Consider the following 13,103-nt stretch of genomic DNA (forward strand, 5'->3'; position numbering starts at 1 on the left):
GCGGCTCTCTGGACCCGTGCGGGTCCGCGGCTACTCGTCTCCCTCAACGCGTTGCCGCCGATCTTAGGAGCCGGCCCCCCGCGGCGCAAACGTTATTTGTCCTTCTTCGGGCGCTTCTCCCTGATCTTCATGGTGACCTCGATGGGCGAGCCCGCGAAGCCGAACTCCTCGCGGATGCGCCGCTCGACGAAACGCCGGTAGGTGTCCTCCAGCCAGCCGGAGGTGAACAGCACGAACTTGGGCGGCTCGGTCGACGCCTGCGTGGCGAACAGGATCTTCGGCTGCTTGCCGCCCCGCACCGGCGGCGGCGTCTGCTGCACCAGCTCGGTGAGGAAGGCGTTGAGCCGCGCCGTCGGCACCCGCGTGGACCACGAGTCGAGCGCCTTCTCCAGCGCCGGGACCAGCCGGTCGACGTGCCGCCCGGTCTTGGCCGAGATGTTGACCCGCAGCGCCCACGGGGTGCGTACGAGCTGCCGGTCGATCTCCTTCTCCAGGTAGTAGCGGCGGTCCTCGTCGACGAGGTCCCACTTGTTGAAGGCGACCACCATGGCCCGCCCGGACTCGATGACCAGGCCGATGATGCGGAGGTCCTGCTCGGTGAGCGGCTGGCTGGCGTCGATGAGCACGATCGCCACCTCCGAGCGCTCCAGCGCGGCGCGGGTGCGCATGGCGGCGTAGAAGTCGGCGCCCTGCAGCTCGCGGTCGCGCCTGCGGATGCCGGCGGTGTCGATGAAGCGCCAGGTGCGCCCGCCCAGCTCGACCAGCTCGTCCACCGGGTCGCGGGTGGTGCCCGCCATCGGGTCGACCAGGACCCGCTCCTCGCCGGCGAGCTTGTTGAGCAGCGAGGACTTGCCGACGTTGGGCTTGCCGAGCAGCGCGACGCGGGCCGGGCCGCGCTCGGCCTCGAAGGTGACGCGCGGCGTCTCGGGCAGCAGGTCGAGCACGATGTCGAGCAGGTCGCCGCTGGCCCGGCCGTGCAGGGCCGAGACGGGGTAGGGCTCGCCGAGACCGAGCGCCCACAGCGCGGCCGCCTCCAGTTCGAGCTGCTGGTTGTCGACCTTGTTGGCGGCCAGGACGACCGGCTTGCCCGACTGGCGCAGCACGGAGCCGACGATCTCGTCGGCGTCGGTCGCGCCCACGGTGGCGTCCACCACGAACACGATCACGTCGGCCAGCTCGACGGCGACCTGGGCCTGCTCGGCGATGCGCAGGCCCATGCCGGTGGCGTCGGGATCCCAGCCGCCGGTGTCGACGACGGTGAAGCGGCGGCCCCTCCAGTTGGCCTCGTACGTGACGCGGTCGCGGGTGACGCCCGGCACGTCCTCGACGACCGCCTCGCGGCGGCCGATGATGCGGTTGACCAGCGTGGACTTGCCGACGTTCGGGCGTCCTACGATGGCGACGACGGGCAGCGGCGTGTTGTCGCCGTGCTCGGTGATCTCAAGGTCGTCGAACTCAGCCTCGACCCAGTCCCCCGTTGACACGATATTTCGTCCTTTGTGTGAGTACCGCGCCTGACATGGTCATCAGGTGCGCTCCTTGACCAGCCTCAGCACCTCCGCGATCACCTCGTCGAGGGTCAGCGCGGTGGTGTCGAGCTCGACGGCGCCAGCCGCCATCGAGAGCGGGTCGGTCTTACGTGTTGAGTCCAGGGTGTCACGCCTGGCCATCGCCTCCTGCTGCGCCTCCACCGTCGTGCCCGCCAGCTCGGCGGTGCGCCGGCGGGCGCGGGCCTCCGCGCTGGCCGTCAGGTAGATCTTGACGGGGGCTTCGGGGCAGACGACGGAGCCGATGTCGCGGCCCTCGACGACGATGCCGCCGGCGCCGATGATCTCGCGCTGGAGCGCGACCATCCGCGCCCGCACCTCGGGCACGGCGGCGACGACGGAGACCGCCCCGGTCACCTCGCCCTCCCTGATCGGGCCCGCGACGTCGACGCCGTCGACGTGGATGGCCGGGCCGTCGGGGTCGGTGCCGGAGACGATGCCGGGCTCGCCGCAGCGGGCGGCGATCGCGGCCGGGTCGGCGAGATCGACGCCCTGCCGGAGCATCCACCAGGTCATCGCGCGGTACATGGCCCCGGTGTCGAGATAACGCAGGCCCAGCGCGCGGGCGACCCCGCGCGACACGCTCGACTTGCCCGACCCCGAAGGACCGTCCATGGCGACGACCAGACCGGTCACGGCCTCTCCCTCTGCACGTGTGTTTCGACGTGAAGAGGCTACCGCTTCCGGCCCGGTCGGCGATCCGGCCCGGTCAGGGAGCCGGTTCAGTCAGGGAGCCGGTTCAGTCGGCGAGCCAGCTCCCGTGGAAGCCGAGCGGGACGCGGGCGGGCAGGTGCACGGTGGCGACCGGCGCGCCGGTGAAGTCCTGCGCGGAGACGATGACCAGGTCGGCCGCTCCCCGGTCGGGGTTGTTGACGAACGTCATCACGTAGCCGTCGTCCTCGGCCTCGCCCGCCGGGACGAAGACCGGCTCGCCCACGTACGCCCCTCGTCCGAACCGCCGGGTCTCCTGCGTGCCGCGCACGAGGTCGTGCTTGATGAGCGTGTTGTCGAACGCCTCGTCAGGCAGGTCCTCCAGCTCGGTCTCGGCGGGGCTCACCACGTCGTTGATGTCGCGGGCGACGGCGGTGTAGCCGTAGCGGTGGGGGCGGCCGGTGCGCCGCTCGTCGATGCGCGGGAACTCCTGGGCGCGGTCGTCGAGCCGGGTGGCGGTGACCTTGCCGGTCGCCGGGTCGAGGCGCCAGCGGTCGAGCGTGGGGATGCCGCCCAGGTCGAGCCGGGCGTCCACGAAGCGCTTGGGGTAGCGGACGACGTCCACCACCACCTCGTCGCCGTCGTCGTAGGCGTTGAGCGTGTGGAAGACCCAGCACGGCTCCACGTCGAGCCAGCGCACCTCGCCGCCGTCGCGGGGCAGCAGGCCGAGCCGGGCGCCGTGGTCCTCGTTCCAGGCGTACGGCAGCGGGGCGCCCTTCTCGGCGTGCTCCGCGCTGAAGGTGACGGGCAGGTCGTAGAGCACGACGTACCGCTCGGTGAGGGCGAAGTCGTGCAACATCGGCGCGTCGGCGATCGGGATGTCGCGCACCTGCCGCACCGTGCCGTCGGGGCCGAGGACGAGGTGCTGGTGGTGGTCCCAGCCGAAGAAGTACGCCACGGCGTGCAGCTCGCCCGTGGCCGGGTCGGCGTGGGTGTGGGCGGCGAACCCGCCGGGCAGGCCGCCGCCGAAATCGCAACGGCCGACCGTGTCGAGCTCGTAGCTCAGCTCGTACGGCAGCGCGCCCGCCTCGACGGTCGCGAACGTCCGCCCGGCCAGGCCGATGACGTGGGTGTTGGCGGCGAAGTCCATACCGCCGTGCGTGGGCCCGGGCCGGGCCGGCTCGCCGAGCCGCCGGGCGACCTCGTCGCTGCGTACCCAGCGGTTGCGGTACCACTCGGCGCGGCCGTCGCGCAGCCGCACCCCGTGGACCATGCCGTCGCCCATGAACAGGTGGCTCGCGCCCGGGTCGTCCAGGCTGAGCGGGTTGGGGCCGTTGCGCAGGAAGCGGCCGGCCAGCTCGGCCGGGATGCGGCCGGTGACCTCCAGGTCGAAGGCGGTGATCTCCTCGGCGACGGGCGCGAAACCGCCCCGGTAGGGAGTGGTGGTCATGGCGTGGTCCTTTCCTCGGGTTCCAGGGCGGGCCGACCGCCGAACCGGGCCCCGGGCTGGATGCCGGGCACTTCGCCGGGCACTTCGCCGGGCACTTCGCCGGGCCCGGTGCCGGGCCCGGTGCCGGATCCAGTGCCGGGCAGCTCGGAAGGCAGATCGCGGGGCAGGTCGCGGGGCGGCTCAGGGGGCAGGTCGTCGGGCAGGTCGTCGGGCAGGTCGGGAGGCAGCAGGAAGGGGGCGAGGACGGCGGAGTACAGGGCGCGGTAGCGCCGGCCGGACTCGGGCTCGCGGAAGAAGCCGGTGATCTCCAGGCTCACCGCGCCGTGCACGGCCATCCACAGCAGGTCGGCGATCTCCTCGGCGGTGCCGCCGCGCAGCAGGCCCGGCTCCGTGCAGGCCCGCACGCTGCTGACCAGCAGGTCGAACGACCGGCGGGCGGCCGTCACGGCGTCGGGCCCGGGACGAAAGCCGGACATGGCGCTCTGGAACATGACCCGGTAGTAGTCGGGCTCGGCGAGCGCGTAGTCGCGGTAGGCGTCGAGGCCGGCGCGCAGGCTCGCCAGCGGGTCGCCGCCGCCGCCGGGCACGGCGCGCAGCCGCCGCTCGAAGCGGGCGAACCCCTCCAGCCACAACGCCTCGCTGAGCCCGTCCTTGCCGCCGAACAGGGTGTAAATGACCTTGGTCGAGCAGCCGACCTCGCCGGCGATGCGCCGCACGGTCAGCGCGCCCGGGCCCTCGGTGACGAGGAGGTGCTTGGCGGCGTCGAGGATCGCCGTCCGCACGACGTCCTGCCCTTCCCGTTGGGCCTGCTGGTACGCGGTAGCCGCCATGCCGGGTAACACCGTTTCTTCTCGGTAACGTTGTTACCCTCCTTTGTACGCCTCCGCCCGCCACCTTTCAACCCCGCGGCCCATGACTAAGGACGGCACGGGCGGTAAGTGCTCTGTTGTGAGCGAAGCTCGGGTCACCGTCGTGGTGGCGAGCAAGGACAGGCTGCGGGCGCTGGCCCGCTCGCTGCCCCTGCACCCGCGCCCGGTGATCCTCATCGACAACGGCTCCCGCGACGGGACGGTGGGCTTCGTCCGCAAGCACTTCCCGGACGTGCGGGTGGTCGAGGCGGGCGAGAACCTGGGCGCGCCCGCGCGCAACCTCGGCGTCCGCCTGGCCGAGACACCGTACGTGGCCTTCGCCGACGACGACTCCTGGTGGGCGCCGGGGGCGCTGACGCGCGCGGCCGACGTACTCGACGCCCATCCCCGGCTGGCCCTGCTGGGCGCGCGCGTGCTGGTCGGGCCGGAGGAGCGGCTGGACCCGGTGTCGGAGCAGATGGCCCGCTCGCCGCTCGGCGTCGAGCCGGACCTGCCGGGGCCGAGCGTGCTGGGGTTCCTGGCGTGCGGGGTCGTGGTGCGGCGGGAGGCGTTCCTGGAGGCGGGCGGGTTCGACGAGGTGATCTTCTTCTTCGGGGAGGAGGAACGGCTGGCCGTGGACCTGGCGGCGCGGGGATGGGGGCTGGCGTACGTGGACGACGTCGTGGCCCACCACCACCCCTCCCCTTCCCGGGACCGGCGGGGACGGCAGGCGCTGGCCGCCCGCAACGCGTTCCTGACCGCCGTGCTGCGCCGCCCGTGGCCGGTGGTGGCCCGCCGCCTCCTCGACGCCCTGCGCCGGGGGCCCGCGGGCTGGAAGGGCCTGCGTGCCGCCGTCCCCCGACTGCCCCGGGCGCTGGCCGCCCGCCGTGCCCTCCCACCGTCCGTGGAACGTGACCGCCGCCTGCTGGAGCGCATCGATGGCTGACCGGAGCCCGCATCCCGACCCACCGCGACGACCCCCGCACGCCGACCCTTCCTGGACGCCCGCCCACGCGACGGGCCGCGCGACCGGCCGGGGGCGGGCGCGAGCCGGTTGCACGGCGCGGCACGCGCAGGCGGCCCGGCCGGTGGGGCCGCACGTGCCCGCCGTCTGTCTCAAGCGGCAGGCCCGCGCCACCGACCTGACGTGGCAGGCCGGGATGCCCGGCCCGGGATGGCGCTCCGACGCGACCGGCCCGGTGTGGCAGGCCGGCACGACCGGCCTGGAGCGGGTGGCCGGGGCCCGGGCGTGGGGATGGGGTCATGGGTGACCGGCGGGTCGGGGCGGTCGTCATCACGTGGAACCGCCGGGAGGAGGCGCTGGAGTCGGTCGGCCGGCTGCTCGCCCTGCCCGAGCGCCCGCACGTCGTGCTCGTGGACAACGGCTCCACCGACGGCACCGCCCGCGCGGTCGCGGCGGCGTACCCGGAGGCGGAGGTGGTCGCGCTGCGGGAGAACCTGGGCGCGGTCGGCCGCAACGTGGGCGCGGAGCGCCTGAGCACCCCGTACGTGGCCTTCGCCGACGACGACACCTGGTGGGAGCCCGGCTCGCTGTCCCGGGCCGCCGACGTGCTCGACGCCCATCCCCGCCTGGCCGTCATCACGGCCAGGATCCTGGCCGAGCCCGGCGCCCGCGAGGACCCGATCGTGGCGGAGCTGCGCGACTCCCCCGTCCCCGGCCCCGCCTGGCTGCCCGGCCCGGCGCTGGGCAGCTTCCTGGCCGGCGCGTCGGTGCTGCGCCGGGAGGCGTTCCTGGGGTGCGGCGGCTTCAGCCGCCGGTTGTGGCTGGGCGGCGAGGAGGAGCTGCTGGCCGTGGACCTGGCCACCGCCGGCTGGGAGCTGTGCTACCTGGAGGAGCTGACCGTCCACCACCGCGCCTCGCGCAACAGGGACGCCCACCACCGGCGCCGCGTCGGCATCCGCAACACGCTGTGGTTCACCTGGCTGCGCCGGCCGGTGCGCGCGGCGCTGCGCCGGACGGCGCACCTGGCCAGGACGGTGCCGCGCGACCGCGTCTCGGCCCTGGCCGCCCTGGACGCGCTGCGCGGCCTGCCGTGGGTGCTGGCCGAGCGGCGGCGCGTCCCGCCACGGGTGGAGGCCAGGCTGGCCAGCCTGGAGGCGGCGCAGGCGGCTTCCAAGGCCCGCCGTTACGTCTCGTGAACGACGGGCAGCAGGCCGGTATGACTACAGCACCGAATCCGATCCAGCTCCAGAAGCACCTGAGCGGGGTGGACTATCCGGCCAGCAAGGACGACCTGGTCAGGACCGCCCGCGAGCACGGCGCGGACGACGACATCATCAAGGCCCTGGAGGGCATGCCGGACCGCGAGTACGACGGCCCGAACGCCGTCAGCCAGGCGGTCACCAAGAAGTGAGCTGAGACCCGCGCGGCGGCGGGCCACCGACACCCGCCGCGCGCGCCACCGCCGGGCTGAGGCCGCCGGGCCCGTGCGCCCAACGGCCGCCGTCGCCGGGCCTGGGCGCCCAACGGCCGCCGTCGCCGGGCTCGGGCGCCCGGCGTCGCCGTCAGGGCAGTTGCCAGCCCCGCTCGCGCAGGGCCGCGGTGAGCGCGGTGGCGGCGTCGGGCTGCACGGACAGCTCGGCGATGCCCAGCGGCAGCCCGGGCGCGTGCTCCAGGCGGACGTCCTCGACGTTGACGCCGACCTCGTCGCACACCTGGAACAGCCGCGCGAGCTGGCCGGGACGGTCGCCGATGACGACCTGGACGGCCACGTAGGCGGAGGCCGGCCCGCCGTGCTTGCCGGGGATGCGGTCGTGCCCGGCCACGCCCCGCTTGAGCAGCTGGGTGATCTCCTGGGTGGCGGTGCCGTCGCCCTCGGCCAGGGCGCGCAGCGCGCCGGCGGCCTCGGTCAGGTCCCGCGCGACGGCCTCCAGCACCTCGGCGACCGGCGTGGCGTTGCCGGACAGGATGCCCAGCCACAGCCCCGGGTCGCTGCCGGCGATCCTGGTGACGTCCCGGACGCCCTGGCCGGCCAGGCCGAGCGCGACGTCCGTGGCGTCGGCCAGGCGCGCGGCCACGGCGGAGGCGGTGACGTGCGGCGCGTGGGAGACGACGGCCACCGCGCGGTCGTGCTCGCCGGCGTCCACCTCGACCGGGTTGGCCCCGCACAGCTCGACCAGCCGCAGCACGGCGGCCTTCGCCTCGGGGCCGGCCTGCTCGGTGGGGCACAGCGCCCACGGGCGGCCCAGGAACAGGTCCTCGCGGGCGGCGCCGGGACCGGACCTCTCGCGCCCGGCCAGCGGGTGGGAGGCGACGTAGGACGCCAGGTCGCAGCCGAGCTGCCGGGCGCGGGCGATGGGCTCGGCCTTGACGCTGGCCACGTCCGTGTAGAACCGCGCCACCCCGTGCCGCTGCAGCTCCAGCAGCTCGCTCGCCACGAACGCCGGCGGCACCGCGATCACCGCCAGGTCCACGCCCTCGGCGGGCGGGTCGTCCGGCGTCCACTCCTCGCCCGCGCCCAGCTCCCGGGCCAGCCGCACGGCTCCCGGGTCGCGGTCGGCGAGCAGGACCCGCACGTCGTGCCTGCGCAGCGCCAGCGCCGCGCTGGTGCCGATGAGACCGGTGCCGACGACGAGCACGGTGCGAAGTTCCATCTCGATGTCCTGGAGTGTCGAGGTCCTGGTGAGGCGCGCCCTGCTGCCCCTACTGCGCGATGTCCTGCCGCAACGCCACCGCGCCGCGCAGGTAGACGTGGTGGATCTCCGAACGCGGGCGCTCGGTCTCGATGTGGGCCATGAGGCGCACCACGCGCGGCAGCGCGCCCGGCACGTCGATCTCGGTGCAGCAGATCAGCGGCACCTCGTGGAAGCCCAGCTTGCGGGCCGCGAGCGCGGGGAACTCGGCCGTCAGGTCGGGCGTGGCCGTGAACAGCACGCTGATCACGTCGTCCGTGGTCAGCCGGTTGCGCTCCATGAGGGTGCTGACCAGCTCGGTCGTGCCCTCGATGATGGAGGCACGATCATTGGCGTCCACCTGGATCGCCCCGCGGACCGCCCGCACCATGTGGTCTCGTCCCCTTCTGAGAGAGCGGGAGAGCCCGTGCGGGACGAACCACGCACGGGCTCCTGCGTTGGGACAGATTACAGCTTCACGGCCGCGTACAGCTCGCCGACTTCCTTCAGGGTCAGCGCGCGGAACGTGCCCGGCTTGGTGCGGCCCAGCTTGACCGGGCCGAACTCGATCCTGGCCAGGTCGATGACCCGGTGCCCGGCCTCCTCCAGCATGCGCCGGACGATGTGCTTGCGGCCCTCGTGCAGGACGACCTCGACCAGCGCCTGCTGGCCGTGCTCCTGCACGATGGTGAAGCTGTCGGCCCTGACGATGCCGTCCTCCAGCTCGATGCCCTGCTTGAGCCGGCGCCCGAGGTCCTTGGGGATCGGGCCGGGGACCTTCGCCCAGTACTTCTTCTGCACGCCGTAGCTGGGGTGGGTCAGCCGGTTGGCCAGCTCGCCGTCGTTGGTGAGCAGCAGCAGGCCCTCGGTCTCGGTGTCGAGCCGGCCCACGTGGAACAGCCTCGGGGCCAGCTCCTGGACGTAGTCGGCCAGGCACGGGCGGCCCTGCGGGTCGTCCATGGTGGACACGACGCCGATGGGCTTGTTGAGCGCGTAGTACACCAGGTCGGGGGCGGTCGGGACGCGCTTGCCGTCGACGTGGATGACCTGCTTGGCAGGGTCCACCTTGGCGCCGAAGCGGCGGACGACCTGGCCGTCCACGGTGACCCGGCCGTCACCGATCATCTCCTCGCACGCCCGGCGGCTGGCCACGCCCGCCTGGGCGAGCACCTTCTGCAGCCGGACGCCGTCGGGGACCTCGGTGGTGTCGCGCTCGTCGGTGTAGCCCTCGGGGTAGAGGTCGCGGTCGCGGATGGGCTGGCGGGCCGCCTTGATGCGGTCCTGCTGGGGGCTGCCGGGGCCCCTGCTCGTGGCGGTGCCGGCCGGCCGCGCCGGCCTGTCGGGCCTGTCGGGCCGGCCGATCCTGCCGACCGTCTGGACGTCGTCGCGCCTGGTGCCACGGCCGGTGGCCCGGACGGCGGCCCGGGGGGCGTCGCCGTCGCGCCTGCCGTAACGCGAGCGCGTGGCGGACGTGTCCCGCGAGGCGGCGTCCTCCCTGCGCCCACCGCGGTCGGCCCGGAAGCCGCCCCGGTCGTCGCGGCGGTCGGAGCCGTGGCCACGGCGGTCGTCACGGCGGTCGTCACGGCGGTCGGAACGGTAATCGCCCCGGTCGTCGCGGCGCTCGGGACGCGAGCCGGCGCGGTCGTCGCGGCGGTCGGAGCGCTCGTAGCGGTCGGAGCGGTAGCCGCCGCGGTCAGCGTCGCGGTCGCCGCGCGGGCGGCCGAAGCCCTCGCCGCGCGGGCGCTCGGAGCGGGTGCCGCGGTCGTACTCGGAACGGGTGTACTCGGGGCGGGGGCCGCGGTCGTAGCGGTCGCCGCGGGCGGGCCGGTCGTCGCGGCCGTACCTGTCGTCACGGGCGGGGCGGGCGGGCCGGTCGCCGCGGGCGTCCCTAGTGTCGCGGTCACCGCGCGACCAGGAGCCGCGCTCGCGGTCGCCGCTCGCGTAGCGACTGCCGGAACGGCCCTCGTAGCGGCTCCCGGAACGGCCCTCGGAACGGCCCTCGTAGCGGCTCTCGGAACGGCCCTCGGAACGGTTCCCGTAGCGGCCCTCGGAACGGCCCTCGGAACGGTTGCCGTAGCGGCCCTCGGGACGGCTCGCGGGGCGGTTCTCGCGGGTATAGCGGCCCTCGCCGTCGCCGTCGCGCCTGCCGTACCGGGAACGGGCGCCCGAGCGGTCGGCGCGGAGGGAGTCGCGGGAGGAACGGCCGTCGCTCGCGTACCCGCGGTCGCGGTCGCCGCCGAACCCGCGGTCGCGGTCGCCGTAGGACCGCTCGCCGCGGCCGCCGCCGGTGCGGCCGCCGTATCCGCGGTCGTCGCGTTCCGTGCGGAAGGCGGGACGCCCGCCGCGGCCGGCACTACGGTCCGAGCCGCCGGTGCGTCCACGACCGCGTCCATCACCGGACGGGGTGCTTCGCCTGTTGATCACTTTGTCGTCTCCTCGAGGTTTTCCACGTCGTCCGGGAGGAAGGGCGCGAGCTCAGGGAGCTCGCTCAGGTCCCGTAGTCCCAGACGTTCAAGGAAGTATGAGCTTGTCCGGTAGAGCACTGCCTGGCTCTCCGGGTCGGTGCCGGCCTCCTCGACCAGCCCCCTGGCGACGAGCGTCCGCATGACGCCGTCGCTGTTGACGCCGCGCACGGCGGCGACGCGGGCGCGGCTCACCGGTTGCCGGTAGGCCACGACCGCGAGGGTCTCCAGCGCGGCCTGGGTCAGCCGCGTCTGCTGGCCGTCGCGGACGAACCGCTCGACCAGGGGCGCGCAGTCGGCCCGGGTGTAGAACCGCCAGCCGCCTGCGACCTCTCGCAGATCAAAACCCCGTCCGAGGGCGGTGTATTCCGCCGCCAGCTCGCGCAGCGCCGTGGCGACCTCGTGGGTGGGCCGTTCCAGCACCTGTGCCAGCGTCACCTCGGCGACGGGCTCGTCCACGACGAGCAGGATGGCCTCCAGAGCCGCCTGGAGCGTCGGCCCTTCCTTCCTGACCGGCTCCTCGTCCTCCTCCGCCCGAGGCGCGGGGCCGGGCGGGCCGGGCGGGAGGGGCGGGTCGCGCGGGAGGGGCGGGTCGTCCTCCGGCTGGACGAGGGAGCCGGGAAGGGTCATCCAGGCGGGCAGCGCGTGCCGGCCCTCCTCGTCGGAGGGCGGGGCGGGGTGGTCAGTCATGGCGTGGTCTCTCCGCGGGTTCCTCGTAGTCGTCGCCCACCGCCACGTCCCCGTCGTCGGCCCCGGTCCAGGTGACGTGCAGGTCGCCCAGCGGCTCCACCTGGTCGAACGTCACCGCCGACTCCCGGAACAGCTCCAGCACGGCCAGGAACCGCGCGATGACCTCGAAGGTCCCGGAGCAGTCGGCCACCAGCGCGCGGAAGGTGGCCCTGCGCAGCCGGCGCAGGTGCATGACCAGGATCGCGGCCTGCTCCTTCACGCTGGCCAGCGGCTGGTAGATGTGCCCGATGCTGACGGTGGGCGGGGCTTTGGGGGTGAAGGCCCGGGCGGCGATCCTGGCGAGCTGGTCGGGACCGATGCCGAGCACCAGCTCGGGCAGCAGGTTCGCGAACTGGGGCTCCATCGGCACGGTACGCGGGAAGCGCAACGCCTCCTCCGCCATGAGCCCGGAGAAGATCTTCGCCACCTCTTTGTACGCCTTGTACTGCAGCAGCCGCGCGAACAGCAGGTCTCTGGCCTCCAGCAGCGCCAGGTCCTCCTCGTCCTCCACCTCGCCCGAGGGCAGCAGGCGGGCCGCCTTGAGGTCGAGCAGCGTGGCGGCGACCAGCAGGAAGTGGCTGGTCTGGTCGAGGTCCCACTCGGGGCCCCGGGCGCGGATGTAGGCGATGAACTCGTCGGTGACCGTGGAGAGCGAGACCTCGGTGATGTCGAGCTTGTGCTTGGCGATGAGGCCGAGGAGCAGATCGAAGGGGCCCTCGAAGACGTCCAGGTGGACCTGGAATCCCGGGGGGTCGGTCTGCTCGGCGGTGGTCACCTGGCCATTGTGGCAGGTGCCGGCCAGCGCGAGAGCACTTCGCGGGCCAGCTCGCGGTAGGCGTTGGCGCCGAGCGAGGACGGGTCGAAGGTGGTGATCGGCTCGCCGGCGACGGTGGCGTCGGGGAACCGCACCGTCCGGTTGATGACGGTGTGGAACACCTTGTCGCCGAACGCCTCGACCACGCGGGCCAGCACCTCGCGGCCGTGCAGGGTGCGGGCGTCGTACATGGTGGCCAGCAGGCCCTCGATCTCCAGGTCTTCGTTGAGGCGCTCCTGGACCTTGGAGATGGTGTCCATGAGCAGCGCGACGCCGCGCAGGGCGAAGAACTCGCACTCCAGCGGCACCATGACGCCGTGGGCGCAGGTCAGGGCGTTGATGGTGAGCAGGCCGAGCGACGGCTGGCAGTCGATGAGGCAGACGTCGTAGTGCGGCAGCAGCGGCTTGATCACGCGGCCGAGCACCTGCTCGCGGGCGACCTCGGTGACGAGCTGGACCTCGGCGGCCGACAGGTCGATGTTGCTGGGCAGCAGGTCGAGGCCCTCGACGCCGGTCTGCAGCAGCACCTCCTCGGCGGTGACGCCGCGCTCCATGAGGAGGTTGTAGACGGTCAGGTCGAGCTGGAGCGGGTTGATGCCCAGGCCGACGGAGAGCGCGCCCTGGGGGTCGAAGTCGACCAGCAGCACCTTGAGGCCGTACTCGACGAGCGCGGCGCCCAGGTTGATGGTGGTCGTGGTCTTGCCGACCCCGCCCTTCTGATTGACCATCGCGACCACGCGCGCGGGGCCGTGCACCGCGGGCGGCACCGGCTCCGGGAACACCGGCCGGGGCCGCTGCGTGGGCCCCAGGTTGACGCCGTTGGAGGGCGCGTTGGTCTTCGTGTCGCCCCAGGGGTTGTCGGGGGTCCCCGGGGTCGAACCCTTGGTCTCCACAGTCACCAGCTTGAACCTCCCTGACGGTCCCGAACCGGACCGTCCGGACGGACACTATGGCGTCACCACTTAACGC

Annotated in this window: 14 protein-coding genes; 4 read left to right on the forward strand and 10 right to left on the reverse strand. The window is 73.7% G+C overall.

The window, feature by feature from the left end:
* Nucleotides 1-92 precede the first annotated feature (92 nt).
* The 4 genes from der to AB0H75_RS09045 all read right to left on the reverse strand — a co-directional run bounded on the left by der (nucleotide 93) and on the right by AB0H75_RS09045 (nucleotide 4,478).
* Entirely contained in the window at nucleotides 93-1,484 is a 1,392-nt protein-coding gene (gene der / locus AB0H75_RS09030) for a ribosome biogenesis GTPase Der (RefSeq protein ID WP_367792900.1), read from the reverse strand.
* A 42-nt stretch (nucleotides 1,485-1,526) separates the two neighbouring features.
* On the reverse strand, nucleotides 1,527-2,183 hold the full coding sequence (cmk, locus tag AB0H75_RS09035) for a (d)CMP kinase (RefSeq protein ID WP_367792903.1): 657 nt from the start codon (nucleotides 2,181-2,183) through the stop codon (nucleotides 1,527-1,529).
* Nucleotides 2,184-2,286: 103 nt separating this feature from the next.
* A complete protein-coding gene (locus AB0H75_RS09040) occupies nucleotides 2,287-3,648 on the reverse strand; it encodes a carotenoid oxygenase family protein (protein ID WP_367792906.1) in 1,362 nt (453 codons plus the stop codon).
* Nucleotides 3,645-4,478, reverse strand: a complete 834-nt coding sequence (locus AB0H75_RS09045) for a TetR/AcrR family transcriptional regulator (RefSeq protein WP_367792909.1) — start codon at nucleotides 4,476-4,478, stop codon at nucleotides 3,645-3,647. Before AB0H75_RS09045 ends, AB0H75_RS09040 begins: the two co-directional genes overlap by 4 nt.
* A gap of 118 nt (nucleotides 4,479-4,596) precedes the next feature.
* On the opposite strand from AB0H75_RS09045, the gene AB0H75_RS09050 reads away from it, so the two are divergent.
* From AB0H75_RS09050 to AB0H75_RS09065, 4 genes are read left to right on the forward strand one after another with little or no spacing between them, the layout of a single operon-like run.
* Nucleotides 4,597-5,442, forward strand: a complete 846-nt coding sequence (locus AB0H75_RS09050; protein WP_367792912.1) for a glycosyltransferase family 2 protein — start codon at nucleotides 4,597-4,599, stop codon at nucleotides 5,440-5,442.
* Entirely contained in the window at nucleotides 5,435-5,767 is a 333-nt protein-coding gene (locus AB0H75_RS09055) for a hypothetical protein (protein ID WP_367792915.1), read from the forward strand. Before AB0H75_RS09050 ends, AB0H75_RS09055 begins: the two co-directional genes overlap by 8 nt.
* Complete coding sequence (locus AB0H75_RS09060) at nucleotides 5,760-6,656, forward strand: glycosyltransferase family 2 protein (RefSeq protein WP_367792918.1); 897 nt, start codon at nucleotides 5,760-5,762, stop codon at nucleotides 6,654-6,656. The genes AB0H75_RS09055 and AB0H75_RS09060 overlap by 8 nt, the downstream gene beginning before the upstream one ends.
* Nucleotides 6,657-6,676: 20 nt before the next feature.
* Nucleotides 6,677-6,871, forward strand: a complete 195-nt coding sequence (locus tag AB0H75_RS09065) for a DUF2795 domain-containing protein (RefSeq protein ID WP_367792921.1) — start codon at nucleotides 6,677-6,679, stop codon at nucleotides 6,869-6,871.
* A gap of 151 nt (nucleotides 6,872-7,022) precedes the next feature.
* On the opposite strand, the gene AB0H75_RS09070 is transcribed toward AB0H75_RS09065, so the two are convergent.
* The 6 genes from AB0H75_RS09070 to AB0H75_RS09095 form a co-directional block, all read right to left on the reverse strand.
* Nucleotides 7,023-8,111: a prephenate dehydrogenase gene (locus AB0H75_RS09070; RefSeq protein WP_367792924.1), complete on the reverse strand. Its 1,089-nt coding sequence runs from the start codon at nucleotides 8,109-8,111 to the stop codon at nucleotides 7,023-7,025.
* A 49-nt stretch (nucleotides 8,112-8,160) separates the two neighbouring features.
* The gene (gene aroH, locus AB0H75_RS09075; protein WP_367792927.1) at nucleotides 8,161-8,520 is read right to left on the reverse strand and encodes a chorismate mutase; all 360 of its coding nucleotides are present in this window, start codon (nucleotides 8,518-8,520) and stop codon (nucleotides 8,161-8,163) included.
* Nucleotides 8,521-8,597: 77 nt separating this feature from the next.
* A complete protein-coding gene (locus AB0H75_RS09080) occupies nucleotides 8,598-10,553 on the reverse strand; it encodes a pseudouridine synthase (RefSeq protein WP_367792930.1) in 1,956 nt (651 codons plus the stop codon).
* Nucleotides 10,550-11,281 (reverse strand): SMC-Scp complex subunit ScpB, encoded by a 732-nt coding sequence (gene scpB, locus AB0H75_RS09085; protein ID WP_367792933.1) that lies wholly within the window; start codon nucleotides 11,279-11,281, stop codon nucleotides 10,550-10,552. The genes AB0H75_RS09080 and scpB overlap by 4 nt, the downstream gene beginning before the upstream one ends.
* Nucleotides 11,274-12,095, reverse strand: a complete 822-nt coding sequence (locus tag AB0H75_RS09090; protein ID WP_367792936.1) for a ScpA family protein — start codon at nucleotides 12,093-12,095, stop codon at nucleotides 11,274-11,276. The genes scpB and AB0H75_RS09090 overlap by 8 nt, the downstream gene beginning before the upstream one ends.
* Nucleotides 12,092-13,033, reverse strand: coding sequence for a ParA family protein (locus AB0H75_RS09095; protein WP_242370833.1), 942 nt, complete (start codon nucleotides 13,031-13,033; stop codon nucleotides 12,092-12,094). The genes AB0H75_RS09090 and AB0H75_RS09095 overlap by 4 nt, the downstream gene beginning before the upstream one ends.
* Nucleotides 13,034-13,103: the final 70 nt, after the last annotated feature.

This window comes from Nonomuraea sp. NPDC050783, from assembly GCF_040802095.1.
Taxonomy (GTDB): Bacteria; Actinomycetota; Actinomycetes; order Streptosporangiales; family Streptosporangiaceae; genus Nonomuraea.

Coding starts and splice junctions, on each gene's coding strand:
- AB0H75_RS09045 (WP_367792909.1), bottom strand. CDS start 4,478: ATGGCGGCTACCGCGTACCAGCAGGCCCAACGGGAAGGGCAGGACGTC.
- scpB (WP_367792933.1), bottom strand. CDS start 11,281: ATGACTGACCACCCCGCCCCGCCCTCCGACGAGGAGGGCCGGCACGCG.
- aroH (WP_367792927.1), bottom strand. CDS start 8,520: ATGGTGCGGGCGGTCCGCGGGGCGATCCAGGTGGACGCCAATGATCGT.
- AB0H75_RS09040 (WP_367792906.1), bottom strand. CDS start 3,648: ATGACCACCACTCCCTACCGGGGCGGTTTCGCGCCCGTCGCCGAGGAG.
- AB0H75_RS09055 (WP_367792915.1), top strand. CDS start 5,435: ATGGCTGACCGGAGCCCGCATCCCGACCCACCGCGACGACCCCCGCAC.
- AB0H75_RS09060 (WP_367792918.1), top strand. CDS start 5,760: ATGGGTGACCGGCGGGTCGGGGCGGTCGTCATCACGTGGAACCGCCGG.
- AB0H75_RS09065 (WP_367792921.1), top strand. CDS start 6,677: ATGACTACAGCACCGAATCCGATCCAGCTCCAGAAGCACCTGAGCGGG.
- AB0H75_RS09070 (WP_367792924.1), bottom strand. CDS start 8,111: ATGGAACTTCGCACCGTGCTCGTCGTCGGCACCGGTCTCATCGGCACC.